Annotated in this window: 19 protein-coding genes and 1 tRNA gene; 15 read left to right on the forward strand and 5 right to left on the reverse strand. The window is 46.6% G+C overall.

Annotated elements, in window-relative coordinates; genetic code table 11:
- Positions 1-15 precede the first annotated feature (15 nt).
- The 4 genes from sufD to sufB are packed head-to-tail and all read left to right on the forward strand — an operon-like array spanning position 16 to position 4,412.
- Positions 16-1,311 (forward strand): Fe-S cluster assembly protein SufD, encoded by a 1,296-nt coding sequence (gene sufD / locus F6I03_RS00550; RefSeq protein ID WP_141737854.1) that lies wholly within the window; start codon positions 16-18, stop codon positions 1,309-1,311.
- Positions 1,304-2,533, forward strand: a complete 1,230-nt coding sequence (locus F6I03_RS00555) for an aminotransferase class V-fold PLP-dependent enzyme (protein WP_070430959.1) — start codon at positions 1,304-1,306, stop codon at positions 2,531-2,533. The genes sufD and F6I03_RS00555 overlap by 8 nt, the downstream gene beginning before the upstream one ends.
- Positions 2,520-3,011 (forward strand): Fe-S cluster assembly sulfur transfer protein SufU, encoded by a 492-nt coding sequence (sufU, locus tag F6I03_RS00560; protein WP_070430958.1) that lies wholly within the window; start codon positions 2,520-2,522, stop codon positions 3,009-3,011. The genes F6I03_RS00555 and sufU overlap by 14 nt, the downstream gene beginning before the upstream one ends.
- On the forward strand, positions 3,012-4,412 hold the full coding sequence (gene sufB, locus F6I03_RS00565) for a Fe-S cluster assembly protein SufB (protein ID WP_070430957.1): 1,401 nt from the start codon (positions 3,012-3,014) through the stop codon (positions 4,410-4,412).
- A 437-nt stretch (positions 4,413-4,849) separates the two neighbouring features.
- Here sufB and F6I03_RS00570 read toward each other — a convergent pair whose 3' ends face one another.
- The gene (locus F6I03_RS00570; protein ID WP_070430956.1) at positions 4,850-5,227 is read right to left on the reverse strand and encodes a type II toxin-antitoxin system HicB family antitoxin; all 378 of its coding nucleotides are present in this window, start codon (positions 5,225-5,227) and stop codon (positions 4,850-4,852) included.
- A gap of 531 nt (positions 5,228-5,758) precedes the next feature.
- On the opposite strand from F6I03_RS00570, the gene fsa reads away from it, so the two are divergent.
- Positions 5,759-6,406, forward strand: a complete 648-nt coding sequence (gene fsa / locus F6I03_RS00580; protein WP_070430955.1) for a fructose-6-phosphate aldolase — start codon at positions 5,759-5,761, stop codon at positions 6,404-6,406.
- Between the two features lie 263 nt (positions 6,407-6,669).
- Here the strand turns inward: fsa and F6I03_RS00585 are convergent, their stop codons facing one another.
- On the reverse strand, positions 6,670-6,975 hold the full coding sequence (locus F6I03_RS00585; RefSeq protein WP_070430954.1) for a helix-turn-helix transcriptional regulator: 306 nt from the start codon (positions 6,973-6,975) through the stop codon (positions 6,670-6,672).
- Between the two features lie 180 nt (positions 6,976-7,155).
- On the opposite strand from F6I03_RS00585, the gene F6I03_RS00590 reads away from it, so the two are divergent.
- Positions 7,156-7,356, forward strand: coding sequence for a helix-turn-helix domain-containing protein (locus tag F6I03_RS00590; protein WP_070430953.1), 201 nt, complete (start codon positions 7,156-7,158; stop codon positions 7,354-7,356).
- 40 nt (positions 7,357-7,396) lie between these two features.
- Here F6I03_RS00590 and F6I03_RS00595 read toward each other — a convergent pair whose 3' ends face one another.
- Positions 7,397-7,684, reverse strand: coding sequence for a hypothetical protein (locus F6I03_RS00595; protein ID WP_070430952.1), 288 nt, complete (start codon positions 7,682-7,684; stop codon positions 7,397-7,399).
- A gap of 236 nt (positions 7,685-7,920) precedes the next feature.
- On the opposite strand from F6I03_RS00595, the gene F6I03_RS00600 reads away from it, so the two are divergent.
- A complete protein-coding gene (locus tag F6I03_RS00600; RefSeq protein WP_070430951.1) occupies positions 7,921-9,819 on the forward strand; it encodes a M13 family metallopeptidase in 1,899 nt (632 codons plus the stop codon).
- Positions 9,820-9,907: 88 nt separating this feature from the next.
- Positions 9,908-11,599 (forward strand): arginine--tRNA ligase, encoded by a 1,692-nt coding sequence (gene argS, locus F6I03_RS00605; protein ID WP_070430950.1) that lies wholly within the window; start codon positions 9,908-9,910, stop codon positions 11,597-11,599.
- Between the two features lie 83 nt (positions 11,600-11,682).
- Here the strand turns inward: argS and F6I03_RS00610 are convergent, their stop codons facing one another.
- A complete protein-coding gene (locus F6I03_RS00610; RefSeq protein WP_070626019.1) occupies positions 11,683-12,879 on the reverse strand; it encodes an O-antigen ligase family protein in 1,197 nt (398 codons plus the stop codon).
- A 257-nt stretch (positions 12,880-13,136) separates the two neighbouring features.
- Between F6I03_RS00610 and F6I03_RS00615 the strand changes: the two genes are divergently transcribed.
- Positions 13,137-13,826, forward strand: a complete 690-nt coding sequence (locus tag F6I03_RS00615) for a hypothetical protein (protein ID WP_070430948.1) — start codon at positions 13,137-13,139, stop codon at positions 13,824-13,826.
- Between the two features lie 77 nt (positions 13,827-13,903).
- Here F6I03_RS00615 and F6I03_RS00620 read toward each other — a convergent pair whose 3' ends face one another.
- Positions 13,904-16,573, reverse strand: coding sequence for a cation-translocating P-type ATPase (locus F6I03_RS00620; protein ID WP_070431016.1), 2,670 nt, complete (start codon positions 16,571-16,573; stop codon positions 13,904-13,906).
- A gap of 377 nt (positions 16,574-16,950) precedes the next feature.
- On the opposite strand from F6I03_RS00620, the gene F6I03_RS00625 reads away from it, so the two are divergent.
- The 6 genes from F6I03_RS00625 (at position 16,951) to glgB (ending at position 23,696) form a co-directional block, all read left to right on the forward strand.
- Positions 16,951-19,098, forward strand: a complete 2,148-nt coding sequence (locus F6I03_RS00625) for a Tex family protein (protein WP_070430947.1) — start codon at positions 16,951-16,953, stop codon at positions 19,096-19,098.
- Positions 19,088-19,579, forward strand: coding sequence for a SprT family protein (locus tag F6I03_RS00630; RefSeq protein ID WP_083290562.1), 492 nt, complete (start codon positions 19,088-19,090; stop codon positions 19,577-19,579). The genes F6I03_RS00625 and F6I03_RS00630 overlap by 11 nt, the downstream gene beginning before the upstream one ends.
- A 160-nt stretch (positions 19,580-19,739) precedes the next feature.
- Positions 19,740-20,540, forward strand: coding sequence for a hypothetical protein (locus tag F6I03_RS00635; RefSeq protein ID WP_070430946.1), 801 nt, complete (start codon positions 19,740-19,742; stop codon positions 20,538-20,540).
- A 66-nt stretch (positions 20,541-20,606) separates the two neighbouring features.
- Positions 20,607-20,691 (forward strand) — tRNA-Leu (locus F6I03_RS00640).
- A 418-nt stretch (positions 20,692-21,109) separates the two neighbouring features.
- Positions 21,110-21,496: a VOC family protein gene (locus F6I03_RS00645; RefSeq protein ID WP_070430945.1), complete on the forward strand. Its 387-nt coding sequence runs from the start codon at positions 21,110-21,112 to the stop codon at positions 21,494-21,496.
- A 241-nt stretch (positions 21,497-21,737) separates the two neighbouring features.
- On the forward strand, positions 21,738-23,696 hold the full coding sequence (gene glgB, locus F6I03_RS00650) for a 1,4-alpha-glucan branching protein GlgB (RefSeq protein WP_150983032.1): 1,959 nt from the start codon (positions 21,738-21,740) through the stop codon (positions 23,694-23,696).
- Positions 23,697-23,705: the final 9 nt, after the last annotated feature.

Below are 23,705 nucleotides of genomic sequence, written 5' to 3' on the forward strand. Positions count from 1 at the left end.
ATAAGGGAGGATTCTATGTCAGAACAAATGAGCCAGAAAGACTGGCAAGCCATACAAGCCTTCTCCCAAGCCAAAAAGGAACCCGATTTTTTACTTGCCTTGAGAGAAAAAGCTTTTCAAAATATTGATCAACTCGACTTACCGGATACCCCTAAGATGGATGTCAAACGCTGGCCTCTGTACGGTGCCAAGATCCAGGGGGAAGGGGAAGCCAACTTTGAATTGGATGAACGCTACCAACACCATGGTCAAGATGCCCTCATGAACCAATTTAGCGACCAGACCTTGAGCTTGGACTTGAGCCAAGACTTGAGAGATCAAGGGGTCATCTTGATGGATATCTTCGAGGCCATGCAAACCTATCCTGACTTCTTCAAAGACTATTACATGACTAAGGCCGCTAAACCAGGTGATAATAAGATTACAGCCTACCACACGGCCTATATGAATAGCGGGATCTTCCTCTATGTCCCAGCCAATGTACACATTGAAGACCCGATTGAAGTTAATGCCTTCCAAGATGCAAGTCAAGATGTGGCCTATAACCACCATGTCTTGATTGTGGCAGAAGCCAAGGCTAAATTCAGCTTTGTGGAACGCTTCCAAACTTATGGAGACCAAGCGAATTCAGCCAATATCTTGACCGAAATTATTGCAGCTGACCATGCGGAAGTCCATTATGCGGCCTTAGATGAGCTGGGTGAAAATACAACCGGCTTCATTACACGGCGGGGGCATTGTGGGTCCGAAGCCCGGATTGACTGGGCAGTCGGTATGCTTAACGATGGGAATGTCGTAGCGGATTATAATGCTGAACTTATCGGCGATGGCTCTGTCAGCTATGTCAATGTGGTCGGCATTTCAGATGGCCGGCAAACCCAAGGAGTGAACTCCCGGGTGTCCAACTATGGCCGTCACAGTGTCGGTCATATCTACCAAAAAGGGGTTATCCTCGGCCGCTCACGCCTCGCTTTTAACGGGATTGGTCATATTTACCGCGGGGCAGTAGGTGCCGATGCCCAACAAGAAGAACGGATCCTGATGTTCTCTGACCGGGCCCGGGGCGACGTGAACCCTATCCTATTAATTGATGAAAATGATGTTACAGCTGGTCACGCGGCTTCTATGGGCCGAGTAGACCAAGAAGAACTCTATTATCTGATGAGCCGGGGGATCTCTGGTAAAGAAGCCCAACGTCTGGTGATTCGTGGCTTCTTAGGCAGTGTGATCGTCGCCATCCCTCTCCAAGAGATGCGTGAAGAATTAATTGAAATTATAGATAAGAAGTTGATGGCTATTGACAATGACTAATATTTACCAGGACTTCCCGATTCTCAAGCAGAAAGTTAATGATGAAGACCTGGTCTACTTAGATAATGCAGCAACAACTCAAAAGCCCCAAGCAGTGATTGACGCCCTCCAAGCTTACTACTTGCATGATAATGCCAATATCCACCGCGGGGTCCATACTTTAGCCAATCGGGCAACCGAAGCTTATGAAAGGACCCGGGACAAGGTGAAGGCCTTTATCCATGCAAAGCATCGTGAAGAGATTATCTTCACCAAGGGGACGACCCAGGGCCTCAACTGGATTGCTCGGAGTTTTGCGGATAGGGTACTCGAGCCAGGTGATGAGATTTTGATTTCGCCGATTGAGCACCATTCCAACCTGATTCCTTGGCAAGAAGCCGCTAAGCGCAACCAAGCTAAGCTGCGCTATCTCGACATGAACCAGGAAGGCATCTGGACGGCAGAAGACCTGAAGCAAACAATCAGCGAGCGGACCAAGATCTTGGCCATCTCCCATGTGTCAAATGTCCTCGGATCAGCCCAGGATATTCAAGCCCTCGCCCAGGTGATCCATGCCAACCAGGGCTATATCGTAGTAGATGGAGCCCAGGGAGCTGCCCACCTGCCTGTGGATGTCCAAGCCCTAGATTGTGACTTCTACTGCTTCAGCGCCCATAAAGTCTATGGCCCAACCGGAGTCGGCGTCCTCTATGGCAAGCGCGACCTCCTCGACCAGATGGAGCCCTTGGAATACGGAGGCGAAATGATTACCCTGGTCCAACGTGAAGACAGTAGTTGGGCGGACTTGCCTTATAAATTCGAAGGGGGCACCCAGAATATTGCTGGCGTGGTTGCCTTTGCAGCTGCTCTGGATTGGATCGATCGGATTGGAGGCATGGCCGCCATTGCTGACCATGAACGCGAACTTACCCGCTATGCCATGGCTGCTTTGGCTGATTATGAAGCGGTGACGATCTACGGGTCGACAAATCCTGACCACCACCATGGCGTGATTAGCTTTAATTTAGCAGGTGTCCACCCCCATGACCTGGCAACAGGCCTGGACCAATTGGGGGTTGCCGTTCGTGCGGGCCACCACTGCGCCCAAGTCTTGATGCGCGAGCTTTGCCTCGGGGCAACTGCACGGGCTAGTTTTGCTTATTACAATACCAAAGACGATGTTGACCGCTTAGTTAGCGCCTTAAAAGAAGTGGAGGAATTTTTCACCAATGGCTTTATCTAAAATGGAAAACTTGTACCGCGCAGTCATCGTGGACCACTACCAGAATCCCCACCACCATGGGGCCTTGGACCAGGCCACGCAAACGATTGAAATGCTCAACCCGACTTGTGGGGATGTCATCTTCCTTGACCTAAAAATTGAGGATGACAAAATTATTGACCTGGCTTTCCACGGCCAAGGCTGTGCAATTTCAACAGCGAGTACGAGTATGATGACGGATTTAATCAAAGGAAAGACCTTGGATGAGGCCCTTCATCTAGCTAAGGATTTTACTGATATGATAACCTTGCCTGAATTGGACGAAGACACCGACTACCAAGACCAGCTCGGAGAAGCTGCTCTCTTATCTGGTGTCCGTAAGTTTCCCGCTCGGGTGAAGTGTGCGACCTTAGGCTGGCAGGCCCTCCAAGAAGGCGTACACCATGATGCTCAAACAATTGAAGAAGATGTAGAAGTAGAAGAGGGGGAAGAAGAATAAATGAGTGAACTTCCAGTAATTGATGATTATAAGTATGGTTTCCATGATGATGTAGATTCTAAAGTTGAAATTGGGATCGATACCGGTCTAACAGAGGAAGTCATCCGTGAAATATCCGCCCAAAAAGAAGAACCTGAGTGGATGCTTGACTTCCGGCTCAAAAGCCTCAAACGCTTCCAAAATAGCCATATTCCAGACTGGAACCCTGATATTTCTGACTTAAACTTAAATGACATTACCTTATATAAGAAAAAATCAGATAAAAACTCCAGAACTTGGGATGATGTGCCGGATAAAATTAAAGAAACTTTCGAACGGATTGGGATTCCCCAAGCCGAGCGGGACAGCCTAGCTGGTGTTGTGGCCCAATATGAATCAGAAGCAGTCTACCACAATACCAAGGCCATCTATGAAGACCAGGGGGTAATCTTTACCGATACCGATACGGCCTTGAAGGAATATCCCGAACTCTTCAAAAAATACTTTGCAACCTTAGTGCCCCCATCGGATAACTTCCAAGCTGCTCTGAACTCAAGTGTGTGGTCAGGGGGGACTTTCATCTATGTGCCTAAGGGTGTCAAGGTTGACATTCCGCTGCAGACTTACTTCCGGATGAACGATGAAAGCATGGGACAATTTGAACGGACCTTGATTATTGTGGATGAAGGCGCCTCTGTGGAATATATCGAAGGCTGTACGGCCCCAACTTATTCCGCCAATAGCTTGCACGCTGCCATTGTTGAAATCTTCGTTGAAGAAGGCGGTTATTGCCGGTATTCCACTATTCAAAACTGGTCCGACAATGTCTATAACCTAGTTACTAAACGGTCCAAAGTAGGAAAGAATGCGACTATGGAATGGGTCGATGGCAATCTCGGCGCTAAGCTAACCCAAAAATACCCTTCCTGCTACTTGGATGGGGAAGGGGCACGTGGCACTATGCTGTCGGTTGCCTTCGCCAATTCTGGCCAACACCAACACACGGGGGCTAAGATGATTCACAATGCCCCTCATACCTCGTCTTCGATTATCTCCAAATCGATCGCTAAGGGATCTGGGATTACCGACTACTTAGGTGATGTTAAGTTTGCTAAGAACTCTAAAGGGTCTAAGTCCCACATTGAGTGCGATACCATCCTGATCGACAAGGATTCCAAGTCAGATACCATTCCAATGAATGAAATTCATAACTCCCAAGTAGACCTAGAGCATGAAGCTAAGGTTTCCAAGATTTCAGAAGAACAACTCTACTATCTCATGAGTCGAGGCTTAACCGAAGCCCAAGCGACTGAAATGATTATCATGGGCTTTGTGGAACCCTTCTCCAAGGAATTGCCACTGGAATATGCGGTCGAATTGAACCGTCTGATTTCTTATGAAATGGAAGGGTCTGTGGGCTAGATGCCTTATAAACATTGATTTAAAGCCCTTTTTGAGCTCTATAAACACTTAAATTTGATATAGTTGCCCCTTTTTTGCCCCATTAGAAGAAAAAGCATTTAAGGTATTTGTTGCTACCTTATTTCGTTCTTCAGACAAATGAGTGTAGACGTCCAATGTCGTTTTGATAGTTTTATGTCTTAAACGATGTTGGGCGTCTTTTAGGTTGATTTCTAGTTTATAGAGAAGCGTTGCTTGCTGTGTCTAACGCCATGGGGAAAAATACGATTAAGTACTTTTCCTTGACAAACTTTTTATTTTTATAGCAAAAATTTTTAACCATTCCTTAAATGTGAAGTCCTCATTCAGGAACAGGCGAGAGCTCTAGACCGTCAGAAAGCAACGATTGAAGCATTTGAAGCTCAAAAAAAGCCCACCAAATAGTGGGCTTTCGAGCGTTAAACACCTAGTTTTTCCTTGAGTGCTTCGGTTAGAGTTTGCGAAAAGTTGATTTGCTCAGCGTTGGCTAGGTCATTAATCCATTCAGGAACAGTAACACTTTTTCTAATTGTTTTAGAGTGGTATTTGCGCCGAAAAGCAGCTAAATCAATTCCAATAAGAGCAGCGTCTTTGTCCGGAAACCGATCTCTAATCTCTTTTAAAGAGCTTGCTTTGGGATAATCTGTGTAGTCTTCAAGAGCGGTCCCTAGAACCTCCTCTGCCATTTCATAAGCTTGAGTGATATCTTCACCTTGGGTCATTGCTTCTGGGATATCTGGGAATTTAACCATTATATATTTTTCATCTTTTTCGAAGGTTGCCGGATAAACTAACATAAGAATTCAATCCTTTCGTTGACGTTAGAAAAGCCATAAAGCCTGTAGGTTAATTTAGCCCCGCTTGCTTTAATATCTCTTTGTAAAACGAATCATCAATATCTTTGTTATGCAAAGGAACCACAGTGTTCTATTGCTTGTGTTGTTAGACATAAGCTTATGACTGCCAGCTTGTCGTACTTCTTGAAGACTGTTTTTCTTAAGCATTTTGACTAGTTTATGTGGTATAATCGGTATTTCCTAACTCTTTTATATACATATATCATACATACAAAATGGACGTGAATCAAGCCCTAAGCACTCTATTAAAAAAATATACTAGTCTAACTATATTGCAAGAAGAGTTTAATCAAAGATGATATAAATGACAATTCCCCAGAAGGTACTAAGTATACAGATGTTTAGACCAGCTGGGGTTTTAGGCTTAAATGTGACTTAAGCCGTATGCAAAAGATATTCCTTGTGACCGCTTTATGAAGTATGGTAGAATGGACCTATAAAAATTAGAAAATGATTAAAGGGGGAGATCAGGTGAAATTTTTCCTGGATACAGCCAATGTAGATGAGATTAAACGCATCGCAGCTTTAGGCTTGGTGGATGGGGTGACGACCAACCCAAGTATTATTGCACGGGAAGGCCGGCCTTTTGAGGAAGTGATCAAGGAAATCTGCTCTGTCGTCGACGGACCTGTTAGTGCGGAAGTCGTGAGCTTGGACACAGAAGGTATGGTTAATGAGGCCCGCAACTTAGCCAAATGGGCTTCTAATGTTGTGGTTAAGATTCCTATGACGGAAGCAGGACTAGCAGCTGTCTACCAATTGTCAGAAGAAGGAATCAAGACGAATGTGACCCTGGTCTTTACGCTTAGCCAGGCAGTGATGGCAGCCAAGGCTGGCGCTACTTATGTCAGTCCCTTCGTTGGGCGCTTGGAAGATATCGGGACAGATGCCTATGCCCTGATCTCCGATATTCGGGACATGCTGGACTTTTACGGCTACGACACCGAAATTATTGCCGCCAGCATCCGGACCCTGCCTCACTTTGAAGAAGTTGTCCGGCGCGGCGCCCATATTGCCACTGTGCCAGGTAACTTATTCCCTAAATTGTGGAAACACCCCCTAACAGATTCAGGGATCGAAGGCTTCCTCAAAGACTGGGAAAACTATTCAAATAAGTAAAGGGTGTGAGGGCTAGCGGGAGAAATAGACCTCTGGAGCAAAGAGCCAGAGAAGACTGTAAGTCTTCGGCGGATCTTTGCGAAGAGGAGCTATTTCTGCTAGCCCGAACCCAACTAAAGGGTGTGAGCAAGAGCGCTTAGAAAGGGAGCTCTGGCGAAAGTTTTTTACAGAGCGATAGCTTTCTGTGCGTCTGACCCCAATCATAGCCAGTCAAAAAAAGAGAATCTACACTTTACCATACGGTAGGAGGTAGATTCTCTTTTTTAGTCTTTTAACTCTTGGGCATAGTGGAGTAATTGGGCCTGCTTGTCTGTATCCAGGGAGTCGAAGATTTGTACGAGTTGGTCACCTGGGCTCTGGTACTTTTCACGCAGGTCTTCTGTGAGGAGCTCGTCAATGCCGACATGGTAAATGGCAGCCAATTCTTCTACCACATCCAAGGATGGGGTATATTTTCCATTCTCCCAATCTGAAATTGTGGAATTGGTTTTGCGGTTAAGCTTACGAGCAATGTCTTTTTGGTAGTAATGATTCTTCTGGCGCAGATATTTTAAGTTTTCTGCTAACATATAACACCCTCCTTTATATTTATATTAATCATAGCATGTTCATATGAATAATGAAACCAAATTCATGAAATTTGTTTTACTTCTAATATTTAGAAATATAGTTCGATAATTTAGAAATTTGATGAAATAAATTTGACTTACATATATGCTAACTATATAATTCATATGAGGAGGCTTGCTATGGAAAGAAAACACCTAGAGGACTGGCGCAAGAGTAAGGGACTGACCCAAGAACAATTGGCCCAGGCTGTCCGTATCACAACCCGGACGATTGCAAATTATGAGAAGGACCCACGAAATCTCTGCCACGCCTCATATGCCAATGTATTAAGAATAGCAGAGGTCTTAAATATTCACCCAGACCAATTAGAAATCAAATAAAAGCAGCAAAGTTCAGTAGAGACACTTTGCTGCTTTTGTCTTATTTAAAGTTGGGGAGGATGGCTTCATAGATATCGGAATTATCCTTTAATCTAAGGGGATAGTTGGTCCGATAGAGCGATCCATCTTGGTTTTGTTCCATGTACATGACGAAGTCGCGGGTATCCGTAATGGGGTAGATGGTCAAGAGCTTGGTGAAGACATCATCCTGGTCAATAATAACATTTCGGATTAAGTAATCCTCAGTAAAAGAATAATCAAATTGGAAATATTGGCCAGGTTGGACCCTGTATTCGTACTCTAAGAATGTGATTAGTTCTTTAGACATGCTAAATTCCTCCTCGTATGCTGTTAGTATGCTTTTAATCATTGTACCTATAAATGTATGCGTTTACAAGTTATGCTTCTAAAATTATTGAAAGTTCACTCTTTAGCAGAAGCTAAAAAAGCCAAGCTTTCAATTATCACTTAGCTTAAAAGCGCTTTTAGGAAACTTTAAGGGCTCAGCTGCCCAGCGCTTGTGTTAAAATAGAAACTACAGACTATATGGAGAGGGAGAGCAAAATGACCATCGATTATGATTCGATTAAAGATGACCTTTACCTAGCCGTTAACGGTGACTGGCTAGCTCAAGCAGAAATTCCTGCTGACAAAGCTGCAACAGGAGGTTTTACCAGTCTAAGAGACCAGATGGAAGACCTCTTGTTAGAAGAGACCCAGGCCATGCGTCAGGGTGAAATCGGCTTAGACCAGCCGGAAATTCAAGAATTCGTGGCTTATTATAATAAGGCCCTAGACTTTGAGGAGAGGGAAGCACAAGGGAGCCAGCCTCTGCAAGATGAAATGACTCAAGTGGCTCACTTAGAAGACATCGCGGACTTCCAGGCCTTTGCCAAAGACTGGACCTTTAAGAATAATGACCTTCCCTTTGCAATCAGTGTGGAAGCAGACATGAAGGACACGGATCATTACATCCTCTACTTGGATGCTCCCAGCCTGATTTTACCGGATACGACTTATTACGAGGAAGGGCATGAGGCTGGCCAAGTCTTGCTGGCTATCTTTGCCAAGCAGTCTAAGGAATTACTGGCTTATTGTGGGATTGACCAGGCTGACCAACTGACGGCTGATGCCCTAGCCTTTGACCGGTCCCTAGCCCGTTATATGAAGTCTAATGAGGAATTAGCGGACTACCCCAAGCTCTATAATCCACGGTCCTTGGACCAGGTCCAGGCCTATTCTTCCCACTTTGATTTTACAGCCTACTTTGAGGCGGTCATAGGTCAAGTCCCTGACCAAGTCATTGTGACCCAGCCTGCTTTCTTTGATCATTTCGATGAGCTAGTCAATGCATCGACTTTCGATCAAGTGAAAGCCTGGCTCCTAGTCAAAGTGGTCAATTCAGCCTCTAATTGCCTGAGTGAAGAGATGCGCCAACTTGGCAGCCAGTACAGCTTGGCTTTGTCTGGAAATCCGGAAACCCTATCCCAGGAGAAGCAGGCCTTCTATGCGGCTACCGCTATGTTTGACCAGGTGATTGGCCTCTATTACGGGAAGAAACATTTCGGCCCCCAAGCTCGCGAGGATGTCCGCCAGATGGTTGTGGAAATGATTGAGGTTTATAAGCAGCGTCTAGAAGCCAATGATTGGCTGAGTCCGGAAACCATCGCTAAGGCCATTGTGAAGCTCGATGCCATCGATATCTTGGTCGGCTATCCGGACACTTATCCCGATATCTACCGCCAGTTGAAGGTGGATCCTGAGCTCAGCTTCTACGGCAACCTCCAAGCCTTCAGCCAGATCAAAGTGGCCAATCGTTTGGGACGCTACGGCCAAGTGGTTGACCGGACGGAATGGGGGATGTCACCCGCCACGGTGAATGCCTACTATAATCCTAGCTTCAACCATATCTGTTTCCCTGCAGCTATCCTGCAAGCGCCCTTCTATGCCATTGACCAGAGCCGGAGCCAAAATTATGGCGGGATTGGGGCGGTAATTGCCCATGAAATTTCCCATGCCTTTGACAACAATGGGGCCCAATTTGATGAGAAGGGAAATATGACCAATTGGTGGCAGGAAGCTGACTATGAGGTCTTCAATGCCAAGGCGGAAGATATGGTCGATCAATTCGATGGCCTGCCTTTTGCTGGGGGACAAGTGAATGGCCGACTGACAGTTTCGGAAAATATTGCTGATGCTGGCGGCCTCCAAGCAGCTCTCGAAGCCTGCCAGCATGAAGAAGACTACGATCTCCAAGCCTTCTTCATTAACTGGGCACGGATTTGGTGCCAGAAAGCCCGAGACCAATACAAGCAATTGCTGCTCAGCATGGATGTCCACGCCCCAAGTCCTCTTCGCGCCAATGTTCAAGTGAAGAATATCGATGCCTTCCATGCTTGTTTCGACGTCCAGGAAGGTGATCCGATGTACCTAGCCAAAGAAAATCGCGTGGTTATTTGGTAGGTGCTATAAGTCGAATACATTCTATGCTAAAATAGATAAGACGAAAGTGGTGCTTAAATCTGCACCTAAAAAGACAAGGAGTTGTGTTATGGATTTAAAACATCATGTTGCTGAAGTGATTTACGAGTCAGTTTCTGACCATTTAGATCTGGATCAAATTGAAGCTGCCCTCGAAACGCCTAAGCATAGTGATCATGGCGATATTGCCTTTCCCTGCTTTCTTTTAGCCAAGGCCTTGCGCAAGGCTCCCCAAGCGATTGCCCAAGACCTAGCGTCTGAGATGGAAGACCCTGCCCTTGAAAAGGTGGAAGCAGTTGGTCCGTATTTGAATTTCTTCCTCAAAGCAGACCAAGTCTCTAAGCAGGTACTCAAAGAAATTCTCAGCCAAGCTTCAGACTTTGGCCAGCAAGACCTGGGTCAAGGGGGCAATGTCACCATCGACATGTCCAGCCCTAACATTGCCAAGCCAATGTCTATGGGCCACTTGCGTTCAACCGTGATTGGGAATGCCATTGGGAATATCTTGGCTAAGGTGGGCTTTAATCCCATTCGAATCAACCACCTGGGCGACTGGGGGACCCAATTCGGGAAATTGATCGTTGCTTACCGCTTATGGGGGACGGAAGAAGAAGTTCGGGCTAACCCGATTCAAGAACTCTTGCGCCTCTACGTGAAGTTCCACGAAGAAGCAGAGAAAGATGACAGCCTCAATGACAAGGGCCGGCAAGCTTTCAAGGCCTTAGAAGAAGGTTCAGAAGAAGAACTGGCCCTCTGGCGTTGGTTTAGAAGCGAATCCCTCAAAGAATTCAACCGCATCTATGCCATGTTGGGCATTGAATTCGACTCTGACAAGGGGGAAGCCTTCTATAATGATAAGATGGACCGTGTCATCGAGCTCTTAGAAGAAAAAGACCTGCTCAAAGTTGATAACGGCGCCACCATTGTCGACCTGGACAAGTACGACCTGATCCCTGCCTTAGTTAAGAAGTCAGACGGGGCAACGCTCTACATGACCCGGGACTTGGCCGCTGCCCTCTACCGCAAGGACCACTATAACTTTGCCCAATCTCTCTATGTTGTGGGTAATGAGCAGAGCATCCACTTCAAGCAATTGAAAGCTGTCCTTAAAGAGATGGGTTATGACTGGTATAAGGATATCCACCACATTCCCTTTGGCCTGGTGACCAAGGACGGCAAGAAGTTATCGACCCGTAAAGGGAAGGTTGTACTCTTAGAAGAAGTCCTCAATGAAGCCATTCGCTTAGCTGAGGCACAGATTGAAGAGAAGAATCCAGACTTGCCCAATAAGGACCAAGTGGCTCACCAAGTTGGGGTTGGGGCGGTTATCTTCCACGATCTGAAGAATGACCGGATGAATAACTTCGACTTTAAGCTGGATGAAATTGTTCAGTTTGAAGGGGAAACTGGACCTTATGTCCAATATGCTAATGCTCGGGCCCATTCTATCTTGCGTAAGTCCGGCCAAACGCTTGACCTATCAGCTGATTACTCCTTGGAAGATCCAGAAGCCTATGCGATTATCAAGGCTTTAAACGACTTCCCAGCGACGATTGAGAAGGCTTACCGGCATTATGAACCGAGTGTGATTGCTAAGTATGCGATCAACCTCGCGCAAAACTTTAACCGCTACTATGCCCACAATCGGATTCTAGAAGACAACGAGGGCTTAGCTTCACGTCTAGCCCTTGTCAAAGCGACAACAATCGTTCTAGAAGCCGCCCTAAACCTCTTAGGTGTTGCTGCCCCGCACGAAATGTAGCTAGCAGCCCTATGAATAATTCCTAGAAAATCAAAAAAAGAAGCCTTGACCTGCCAGTCTAACTGGGGTCAAGGCTTCTTTTTTTAACTATAGGGATACTGGCCTGCTTGAGCTTCTTGGATTATATTCTTAATCGGGAGGACGATGATTAAGAAGAGGAAGCTGGTCTGAATCCAAAAGATGGTCAAATCTAAGAGGCCATGGAGGAGGACAATCGAGATGAAGGAGCAGATCAGGGCCAAACGCAAGCGGAGGGCGGGGTAGCGCCTCATGGTATGGATCATCGCCGCCAAGCGATAGAAGGGGAGAAAGAGGATGCTGCAGCCGACAATGCCATAGCTCAGGATCGGATCGAGGTAGATGCTATGGGAATGAATGGTCGACTTCCCACCTGGATACTCATTCCAGACCTGCAAGTAGGTCAGTGGGCCTTGGCCGAATAGATAATTGTGGCGGATGGCCCGTAAAGCCGTTTGCCAGATATGGATCCGGTCGCCTAAAGCCCAGGACAGAGTGTCCATGCGGGGGAAGAGGTTGGTCAGCATTAAGCCAACAACAGCCAAAACCATAATGCCGAGACTGATGAGCGCCTGCTTGTGGTAGCCATAGACATAATAGAAGACGACGATGGAGCCAACAACCACCATAAAGCTCGTACGCGCCCCGGTAAAGAAGATAGCTGATAGGTTACAGAGCGTAATGAAGGCAAAGGCTAATTTTTTCCGTAATTTCTTGGTCCGGGTCAACTTGTAGAAACCAATAATGATAAAGAATTCAAGCATCATGGCATAGTAATTCGGGTTGAAAAAGGTCGCTTCCACCCGATCCGCATGCTGCTTGCCCATGGCTTCAGAAATAAAGGTATAGTCCCATTCCTGGATGAACTGGAAGTGCTCGAGCAGGGCAAAGATAAAGAGGATAAAGCTGGCAATAAGGCTGATATTGATCAGGTCTTCTACAAAATAGGGTTTGATGGCATCAAAATAATACTTGAAGAAGATCAGGTAAATAGCAAAGCCCAAGGAAATCAAGACACCCAGCCAGTTCTGATAGACGAGAGAAATCGAAATGCTATAGGCAATAAATATCCAAAAGGCTGCCATGACCCCACTATTATCGGTAAAGCTGGGGCGGAAGAGCCCACAGACCGCTAAAATGATAAAAATCACTGTCATCACGGTGACCGTAATATAGAAGGGGAAGAAATTGCTAATTAAGAGGATCATTAAGAGCAGGGCTTGTAAGTCCCAGGGTAAACGATCGCTTGAGAGGGTCTTCATGCGAATCACCTCCTCCTTTATAAAATGTCATTAATTATTATGATACCATGTTATGACTGGAGAAGTACAAAGAATTTCTAAAATCAAAGGAAGTGAACGAACAGGGCTTAAGCCCTGCAGTGATATCCTATCTCCTAGCAAGGGCTAGGGATAGGACGAAAGGCTTCGTTTGGCCTAATTCCTAGTCCCAAGTCTGACAAAGTAGCCAAGGAATGGTAGAATAAGACTATGAAAATTTGCGAGATGGAGGGAAAGGCATGACTGAACAATGGCAGGGTCTGCCAGCAGAGCGTTTTGCTAAATATAGAAGATGGATTAACCGCGAGGAGCCGGGAATCTGTGGCTCTTATGTCACGGCTGTTTTGGTGCACGACCGGGTGTTTGAAGATACCGGGCGAAATTTAGATAAGGACTTATTACTGGGAGCCAGTCAAGAGCTGGTTGATGACAACCACCTGCACAAGGGCACTTTTATCTGGAATATCTATTCGGGCTTGGATAGCTTACTCGGGCCTCAGGGCTACCGGGTTAGGCTGGGCCTCTTCCCTGAAGTTCATGTGCCAGAACTGATGCAAGCAGGCTATGGACCCTTTGTTCTAGGAACAGCTGGTCTCTTAGGCTCACCCTATGGCAACCACTGGCTCCTGGCTTACGCCTACCGTTACAATGACCAGGGCGACTTGGAATTCCGCTGTTATGATAACCACGGCAAGTCCCAGGCTATTCTACCAGCCAAGTACGGCTTCACCTATGCCTATTTAGAGCCTTTACCTGAACCCCTTGACTCCTTAGAGGAAGAAGACCAGAACAACAAGGGGGAAGCAGATGAAGCTGTCCGTTTCCATCGTAATAGCTACCGGCAAGAGGCCTTAGATCAGGCTGAAGAAGCAGAAGGTCGGACTGTCTTTGGTAAGTCTTTAAATGATATTTTGGATCTCTTTATTTAAGCGGTCATAACAAATAAAAACAGAGCCCCTGTCTTTATGGACAGGAGGCTCTGTTTTTTTAGGCCTAGCTTAAAGGCTTATTTATGGTCTTCTGATTTCGCTGCATAGCCGGATTGACGTAGGAAGAATTTGACGATCTCTACGTAAGGGATGATGGACAGGGCAGCTACAATGATGACTGTCCACATTTGGCCAGCATTTGGATCGTTTACCAGGTGAACAGTACCGAAGGCATCGTTTAAGCCTGGTACGAAGACGGTAATGATCAGCATAGCAGCTGATACTAAGATTGCCAAGTTGAAGGCCTTGTTGTTGAAGGGGTTACCCGAGAAGAGTGAGCGGTAAACGGACTTACAGTTGAAGGCATGGGCCAGTTGGATGAAGGCCAGGGTGAGGAAGGCCATGGCTTCCGCATCAACGTGCTCAACTTGCATCCGGTTAATCGCATACCAGTAGACGAAGAGGGTAATTCCACCTTCGTAGATCCCTTGGTAGATAATTCCTTCCAGGACCCCACCAGAGAGGAGGTTGGTCCGGCGCCCACGTGGTTTGTGTTCCATCACGTCAGGTTCTGCTTCTTCTAGACCGAGGGCAATGGCTGGGAAGGTATCGGTAACCAGGTTAATCCAAAGAATATGGATCGGTTCTAAGATGGTCCAGTTCGCAAAGGTTGCGATAAAGAGGGTCATTACTTCACCCAAGTTAGCGGAGAGGAGATACTGAACCGCTTTTTGGATATTGGCGAAGACTTTACGTCCTTCTTCAACGGCATGGACAATAGTAGCGAAGTTATCGTCAGCCAGTACCATGTCTGAGGCACCCTTAGATACTTCGGTACCAGTGATCCCCATCCCAATCCCGATATCAGCTTGTTTGAGGGATGGCGCATCGTTAACCCCATCACCGGTCATCGCAACGACCTTGTTGTGGGTCTTAGACTGCCAAGCACGCACAATGCGGACCTTATGTTCAGGAGCAACCCGGGCATAAACCGAGTATTGTTCAACTTCTTGTTCCAACTGGGTGTCATCGATGGTGTCAAGATAGGCCCCAGTCGTGACAGCCGATTCGTCATGTTCTTCCGTAATGATACCCAAACGCTCTGCAATGGCAGCAGCTGTGGTTTGGTGGTCACCGGTAATCATAACAGTCCGGATACCAGCTGCCTTAGCGGTTGCGATAGCATCCTTAGCTTCTGGACGCTCAGGGTCAATTTCACCGACCATACCGGCATAAACTAAGTGACGTTCATGCTCTTGGCTAGTATACTCGTCGGCTTCTTCATCGATATACTTGAAGGCCATGGCGAGCACACGGAGGGCTTCAACGGCCATGTCGTGGTTAGCGGTTAGAAGTTTCTCGCGGTAGGCTTCTGTCATTTCATGGACTTGGCCATTTTCATAGTAGTAGTCACAGTTATCGATGATAACATCAGGAGCCCCCTTGGTCATGACTACAAATTGACCTTGGCTCTTATCGGCGCTAGGGTGAACAGTGGTTGACATCTTACGTTCGGAGTCGAAAGGAATTTCGCCAATCCGAGGTTGGGCTTCGAGAGCTTGGTCAAGTTGGAAGCCTTTGTCGATCCCAAATTGCACCATGGCGGTTTCGGTTGGGTCACCGGCTAGGCTCTTATCTTCTGAGATCGTGGTATCGTTAGCCATATTCATAATCTTGAAGACAGGCTCTTCGAAGTCAATCTCTTCGCTCGCATCATGGAGTTGCCCATTATAGTAAACTTTTTCAATGGTCATCTTGTTTTGAGTCAGGGTACCTGTCTTGTCGGAACAAATAACTTCAGTCCCCCCCAAGGTTTCAACAGCAGGCAACTTGCGGACAAGGGCGTTGCGGTCGGCCATTTTTTGGGTACCCAAAGCGAGGATAATGGTTGAAATCGCAGGCAGGCCTTCTGGTAGGGCAGCGACGGCAATCGAAATGGCTGTCAGGAGCATGTCTACCCAGTAGCGGCCTTGGACTAAACCAACCACGAAGATAATGATCGCGATGACAATGATCGCTACCGTTAGGAACTTGGATAACTTGTCTTGGTCTTCTTGTAATGGGGTCTTCTTGGTTTCGGCATTATCCAACATGGTAGCGATATGACCAACCTCTGTGTTCATCCCGGTACCAGTGACAATCCCAGCACCCCGTCCATAAGTCACGTTAGTGGAGGAGAAGGCCATATTCTTGCGGTCCCCGATAGCTGCCTTGTCATCAACCAATTCCAAGTTTTTGGTTACGGGAACAGATTCCCCAGTAAGGGCAGCTTCTTCAATCTGCAAGGAATTACTTTCGATCAAGCGCATATCAGCTGGAACCACATTCCCTGCTTCGAGTAAAACCACATCGCCAGGTACAATTTCTCGCGAATCGATAGCGCGGATTTGACCGTTACGGCGGACATTGGCTTGGGGTGAAGACATTTCCTTCAATGAATTGATGGCGTCCTCAGCCTTATTCTCTTGGATAACCCCAAGGATGGCATTAATAATAACGACGGCAAGGATAATGATCGCGTCGACCATCCCCTCATAACCTTCAAGAACCACTGAAAGCACGGCGGCAATCAGCAGGATAATGATCATCAGATCCTTGAACTGATCAATAAACTTTTGGAAAGTGGACTTACTTTCACCTTCTTGGATTTCATTCGGGCCGTATTGGTCCAGACGTTCTTTGGCTTGGGTATCGCTTAAGCCGCTAGTCGACGTTTGGAATTCTTCTTCAACGGCAGGAATATCCATGGTGAAGTATTTCTTCCCTGACTGTTGTTCGTCCAATTATAAACACTCCTTCTTCGCTCAGCTGAGCTTTTTATTATATAATAGTGTAAAAAAAGACCCATACTACTGTCATCCCCCAGTAGCATAAGTCTCACCAAATTAAGGTAATACCAGCAATACAATTGACTGCGCCTGTTGATATTACCGCAGACATGCTGCAGGTTACTCCCTTATGATTTGTACACTAATATGTATAGTAAGTATAGTGGATAATCCTTGAAATTGCAATTTTTAACTGGCATTTCCCGCAATTATTTTAAACGTGTACAAGCGGGAGAAGAATGCTATAATGAAAACTTATAAGGGAATTTTTAAAGGAAGTTAGGTGTCACAGATTTATGAATGAAGATTATTTGAAATTAGTGCATCAAGAGATGCCAACTTATTCAAAAAAACAAATTCAAAGTGTCCTTAGTTTATTAGCTGAGGGCAACACGGTGCCCTTCATCGCCCGCTACCGTAAGGAGCAAACGGGAGCTTTAGATGAAGTGGAAATCCGTCAAATCCAAAAAAACTATGAGTATATTGAAAATTTAGAGAAGCGTAGAGCAACCATCCTAGAGACCATTGAAGCAGCGGGCAAGCTCGATTCCAAACTGAAAAAAGAAATCTTAAAGGCCAACAAGCTGCAAGAATTAGAGGACCTCTATGAACCCTACAAACCCAAGCGCCGGACCAAGGCGACGATTGCCAAGGAACAAGGGCTGGAAGGCTTGGCGGAATGGCTTTATGCGAGTCCGAAGTCGGGGGACCCTAAAGAAAAGGCAGCTGCCTATCTGTCCGATGAAGTGGGCACAGTGGAAGATGCCCTAGCTGGGGCCCACGAAATCCTCTGCGAATGGATTAGCGAAACCGCCCGCTACCGGCAGTGGCTGCGTCGCTATGTCAAAGAAGAGGGCCGCCTAGTGAGCGAGAAGGCCAAGGGGGCTGAGGACAATAAGCAAGTCTATAAGGTCTACTACGACTTCTCCCAGGCCATTAGCAAGCTCAAGCCCTATCAAGTGCTCGCCCTTAACCGTGGTGAAAAAGAAAAAATCTTGCGCTTAAGCTTCAATTTTGATGAATTTCCGGTCTTAGAATACCTGGTCAACCAGGTCATTGAGGGCCATCCGGTCAGCTTGAAGGAACTCCAGGCAGCCATCCAGGACGCCATGCAGCGTTTCCTCCTGCCAGCTGTTGAGCGAGAAATCCGCTCTGAATTAACAGAAGAGGCGGAAGGCCATGCCATTGAGACCTTTTCCGAGAACCTCTACCACTTGCTCATGCAAGCACCGCTCAAGGGGCGGGTGGTGCTCGGCTTGGACCCTGCCTTCCGAACCGGCTGCAAGCTGGCAGTGGTTGACGAAACAGGGAAATTCCTCGACAAGGCGATTATTTATCCGACGCATCCAGTGAACAAGGTCGAAGAAGCAGCCCAAATTTTTGGCCAATTAGTTGAAAAATATGGGGTCGAAATGGTGGCAATTGGGAACGGAACAGCCAGCCGGGAATCCGAACAGTTTGTGGCGGACCAAATCCAGGATCGCTTTCCAAAACTTCAATATATGATCGTTAATGAAAGTGGGGCGTCGGTCTATTCTGCTAGCAAGGTGGCCCGGGCGGAATTTCCGGACTTCAATGTTGAAGAGCGGTCTGCCGTCAGCATCGCCCGCCGCTTGCAAGATCCCCTTGCGGAATTGGTGAAGATTGATCCCAAGTCCATCGGGGTCGGCCAATACCAGCATGATGTGTCTCAAAAAGAACTTTCCGATTCACTAGACTTTACGGTAGAAACAGTGGTGAACCGGGTGGGGGTAAACTTAAATACGGCAAGCCCTTCCTTACTCGTCCATGTCTCCGGCGTGAACAAGTCAGTGGCTAAGAATATTGTGGCCTACCGCAATGACAAGGGCCTCTTTAAGAACCGTAAAGAACTGAAGGATGTTTCACGCCTAGGGCCTAAAGCCTTTGAACAGTGTGCGGGCTTCCTGCGCATCCTCAATGGTGAAGAAGTCTTAGATGCGACGGCTATCCACCCCGAAAGCTATCAACTCACTAGAAAGCTCCTGGCTGACCAGGGGATTGACCTAGGAGCAATCCACCAAGATAGCGTCCGCCAACAGATTAAGGCTTGGGATATTTCGTCTCTGGCTGCTAATTATGGGATTGGGGAAGAAAGTCTCAAGGATATTCAAGACTCCCTCCTAGCCCCAGGACGCGACCCACGGGATGATCTGGATGCTCCAATCCTGCGCTCTGATGTCTTGAAACTTAGTGACCTTAAAGAGGGGATGGCTCTACAAGGTACCGTCCGCAATGTGGTCGACTTTGGCGCTTTCGTGGATGTCGGAGTGAAGCAAGATGGCCTAGTCCATATCTCCAAGCTCAGCAAGAAATTTGTCAAGCATCCGAGCGATGTCGTCGCAGTGGGTGAAATTGTTAATGTTTGGGTGGAATCGGTAGACACCCAAACAGGACGGATTGGACTGACCATGATTGAAAAATAAACCGACCTATTCAGCTGACAAACTTCAGGCCCTGGTGGAAAAGGTCTCTTTAGAAGACTTTGGTCGCCCTTTCATGCACCGGGCCATTTGGAACCGGCGCTTGCGGACGACAGGTGGGCGCTTCCATTCCCCGTCCTGCAAATTGGATTTTAACCCGAGAATCCTCGACCGTTATGATGAAGATTTATTGATCCAAGTGATCCGCCATGAACTCTGCCACTACCACCTCTACCGAGAAGGGCAGGGCTACCGGCATGGAAACTGGGACTTCAAAGAGCTCTTAAAAGAAGTAGGGGGCATCGACTATGTGCCGGACTTGCTTGATCCCTCTGAGCGTAAGCTCTACTATTACCGTTGCCAATGCTGCCATCAAGTGTATGAACGTGAACGTCGAATCGTGAAAAGCCGCATCGTTTGCGGCCTCTGCTTGGGGGGCTTAGTCCAAGTCGAGGGACCTGAAGCTGGCTTGAAAGGAAGCTGATCGCGCGCTCTCACATCCTATAGTCGGGTTCGAGGATGTAGAAATAGCTCCTCTTCACAAAGATCCGCCGAAGACTTGCAGTCTTCTCTGGCTCTCTGCTCCAGAGGTCTATTTCTCCCGCATTCTCTCACACCCTTAATAATAAAGAAAGGAGTTTTTCATGATTAAAAGATGCCAAAATTGCGACTGCCTCTTGGCGGAAAACGATTTAGTTTGTCCCAAGTGTGGACAGGTTTTCCAGACAGACGATGATTTTTATTTGGAAGAAGAAGTCAAGCCAGACCAGGCAGAAGCAGAGAAGAAGACCAAGCTGCTGAGCCGGAAGAAGAAGGCAGACCAGGAGAAGTGGTCGGCCTATGCTAAAGACTTTTTCCGCTGCTTCTTAGCTTTTTTAAGGAATCCGATTAAGAATATCCAGAATGCTAGCTACATCAATTCCTATTATGGGGTCGCCATGCTCATTATTCTGACCCTGACGAATACGGTGACCCTAACAGCTATGGCTAACTTTGCCTTCTCCAATTATGCTTGGCTATCCAGTATCTCCATCTTACCGAATATTGACTATAGCTTTAATCCTTGGCTCTTCTTTGTCCAGGCCCTGGTTTATTTCTTTGTCATGTTCTGGCTGATCGCAGCGGTTAGCCAGGCTACCATGCGCCTGATCTTTAAGCTGGATCAGAGTAACCTAGAATGGTTGACCCGCTTTATGGGGATGAACAGCCTGACAGTGGTCCTCTCGATCTTGGCTATGCTCTGTAGCCTGATCGCTCCCTTGCTATTCTCCATTCTCGTACTCTTCTTGATGCTCCTGGAGTATATCGTCTTCCTTATCTCCATTCCGCTTCTCTATTACCTCTATGAGTCGCGGGTGGCTTGGATCAATCGCTATTATGCGTCTTTACTTGCTATTGCCTGCTTTGTCCTGCTCAATATCTTCCTAATAAATATTATTTTCTAAAAAAATTAGGAAAAATAGTTGACAGCTTAACCGATATGCGGTAAGATATATCTTGTGTTAAGCAACGCGGGTATGGCGGAATAGGCAGACGCGCTACCTTGAGGGGGTAGTGGGAGTAACTCCCGTGCAGGTTCAAGTCCTGTTACCCGCATAAAAAAACTGCAAAACTTTAGCAGCTATCAAAAAGGCTAGCAAGAATTGTTAAGGCAATCCTTGCTAGCCTTTTTTATGTTAAGCAATAATTCGTTTCTTGTGATAGAATGAACTTATCTTAAAGATGAGAGGGGAGGGGCAGGTCCAGCAAGGCTAGACTTATCAATCATGTTAAAAATAAACCTTATTTTAGCTTGTTTTTACTTGGCCTTCTTTATGATGAGAAGAATAATCAGCCGACGCTTACGGAGAGTAAACAAGTAAAAGAACTTCTCTAACAGCCAGGTCATTCAATCATAAGGACTAAAAGATGAAGGTCACAAAAATTCTTTGATAAACTTATCATTTTTTTATCATATTTCTTTTAAAATGCGTGAAAGTTAGGTAGAATAGACATAAGGAAAGGTGATGATTGAATGGCATTTGTAGACCATACATGTGTACGTGTCAAAAATTTAGAAGCGTCAATTACGTTTTACCAAGATGCCTTTGGTTTTGAAGAGGTGGAACGTCGGGACTTTCCTGACAATGAATTTACCCTCTGCTATCTTTCACTACCAGGCCAAGACTATAAATTAGAGTTAACCTATAACTATGACCATGAAGCCTATGATTTAGGCGATGGTTATGGGCATATTGCCATTGTAACGGCGGATGCCCAAGGACTTCACCAAGCTCATAAGGAAGCTGGTTATCCCGTAACAGACTATGTAGGTTTACCTGGGACAGAACCATTTTACTACTTTGTAACTGACCCAGACGGCTATAAGATTGAAGTTATTGATGAAGAGGCTTGGAAATAACTTGCCTTTTTAGTGGAAACCATGTTATACTTATCTCGCGATGAGCTGAGTACACTTAACTGTGTATTGAGAATATAGAGAGCACAAGTTGCTAAGCAACACTACGGGAAGTAGGTGCTCGGATAAAGTTGATGTGAACAGCTTTATCCCTAGTCTAGGAGAGAGCGAGAACAATTAAATTTGTTCTCGCTTTCTTTTTTAGAAAAAATGCAAGCGTTTTTATTTAGGGAGGAGGGGGAATATGCCGCAATTGACCAAAGACCAGCTGGCGACAGAGATGTATTATTTCAATTTAGGCAATCATTTTTCCGCATATCAGTTTCTGGGCGCCAAGCCTGGTAGAAACCAAGCTGGCCAGGAGGGCTACCATTTCACAGTTTGGGCACCCCGGGCTAAGGCGGTTGCCTTGATTGGAAGTTTTAACCACTGGCAGGAGGAGGCCCTTGAAGCCATCGGGAAGACAGGGGCTTGGACTATTTTTAAGCCAGAAGCTAAGGAATGGGACCTCTATAAATTTGTCGTGACGAGCCAATCAGGGGAGAAAAAGGAAAAGCAAGATCCCTTTGCCTTCGCTAGCGAAGTGCCGCCCAAGAACGCTTCAGTCATCCAAGATCTGCCCGCCTATACTTGGCAGGATGAGGACTGGCTAGCCAGACGCCAAAAAGAAAAAATTTACGACCAGCCCTTAAATATCTATGAGCTTCATATGTCTTCTTGGCGCCGCCATCCAGATGGGTCAGCCTATACTTTTGATGACTTAAGGGAAGAATTAATTCCTTATGTTAAGGAAATGGGCTATACCCATATTGAATTTATGCCCTTAATGGAGCACCCTTTAGAGGCTTCCTGGGGCTATCAAATTTCGGGCTATTATTCGATTGCTGGGCGCTTTGGCCATGACTTTGAGCCTCTGATGCGTTTCGTGGATGCCTGCCACCAGGCGGGGATCGGGGTCTTAGTCGACTGGGTGCCGGGACATTTTGTTCGCAATGGTGATGCCCTGGCCTATTATGATGGCAGTCCCTGTTTCGAATTTGCCGATCCCCAGCGGGCGGTGAATAACCGTTGGGGGACTTATAATTTTGACCTTGGCAAGTCTCAGGTTCAGAGTTTTCTGATTTCTAATGCTATCTTTTGGTTGGAGGAATTCCATATGGATGGCCTGCGGGTGGATGCAGTTTCCAACATGCTCTACCTGGACTATGATATCGGGGACTGGCAGCCTAACCGCTATGGCAATAATGTCAACTTGGAAGGGGTGGACTTTCTCCGCCGCTTGAACCAGGAGATTTTCTTAAGGGATGATTCTTACCTGATGATTGCAGAAGAATCAACAGCCTGGGATGGGGTGACCCGGCCCACTTCTGAAGGGGGCCTAGGCTTTAACTTCAAGTGGAACATGGGCTGGATGAATGATACCTTGAAATTCTTTAGCCTGGATCCCATCCACCGGTCCCACCATTATAAGCTGGTGAACTTCACCTTCATGTATATGTTCCATGAGAATTTCATCCTGCCCTTCTCCCATGATGAGGTCGTTCATGGCAAGGAATCCTTACTCGGTCGGATGCCGGGCCAGACCCGCTATGATGAATTCGCCAACTTAAGGACTTTAGAAGGCTACCGGATGACCTATCCAGGCAAGAAATTATCCTTTATGGGTAATGAAATTGGCCAGTTCTTAGAGTGGCGTTTCTACAGCCAGTTAGAGTGGGAAGACTTGGACCGACCCTATAACCGGGAATACCAGCACTACATCCAGGTCTTGAACCAAGTTTACCAGGAGGAAACAGCTCTCCACCAGTTGGATTTGAGCCCAGAAGGCATTCGTTTCTTGGAAGCTGATGACGACCAGGAGACGACGGCCGCCTTTATTCGCCGAGGTCGGGACTTAGAAGATTTTATCGTTTGTGTTTATAATTTTACCCCTGTGGAGCGCAAGTCTTACCGTCTGGGGGTACCGTATCCAGGAACTTATCGTGTCCTCTTAAACAGTGAAATGCAAGAATTTGGAGGCAATTGGGAATACCAGCAGGAAACTTATACGACAGAGAAGGTCCCCTACCAGGGTTTTGACCATTCCTTAACTATCGTATTGCCCTCCCTGTCGACCTTCCTATTGAAGCCCGATCAGCTTTTGACGGAGAGGCCAGAACCATTGAAGAAAGAAGACCTAGTTGAAGGAGGGGAAAGAGTGTAATCTCGATCA

Origin of the sequence: Aerococcus sanguinicola (assembly GCF_008726925.1) — a bacterium.
Taxonomy (GTDB): domain Bacteria; phylum Bacillota; class Bacilli; order Lactobacillales; family Aerococcaceae; genus Aerococcus.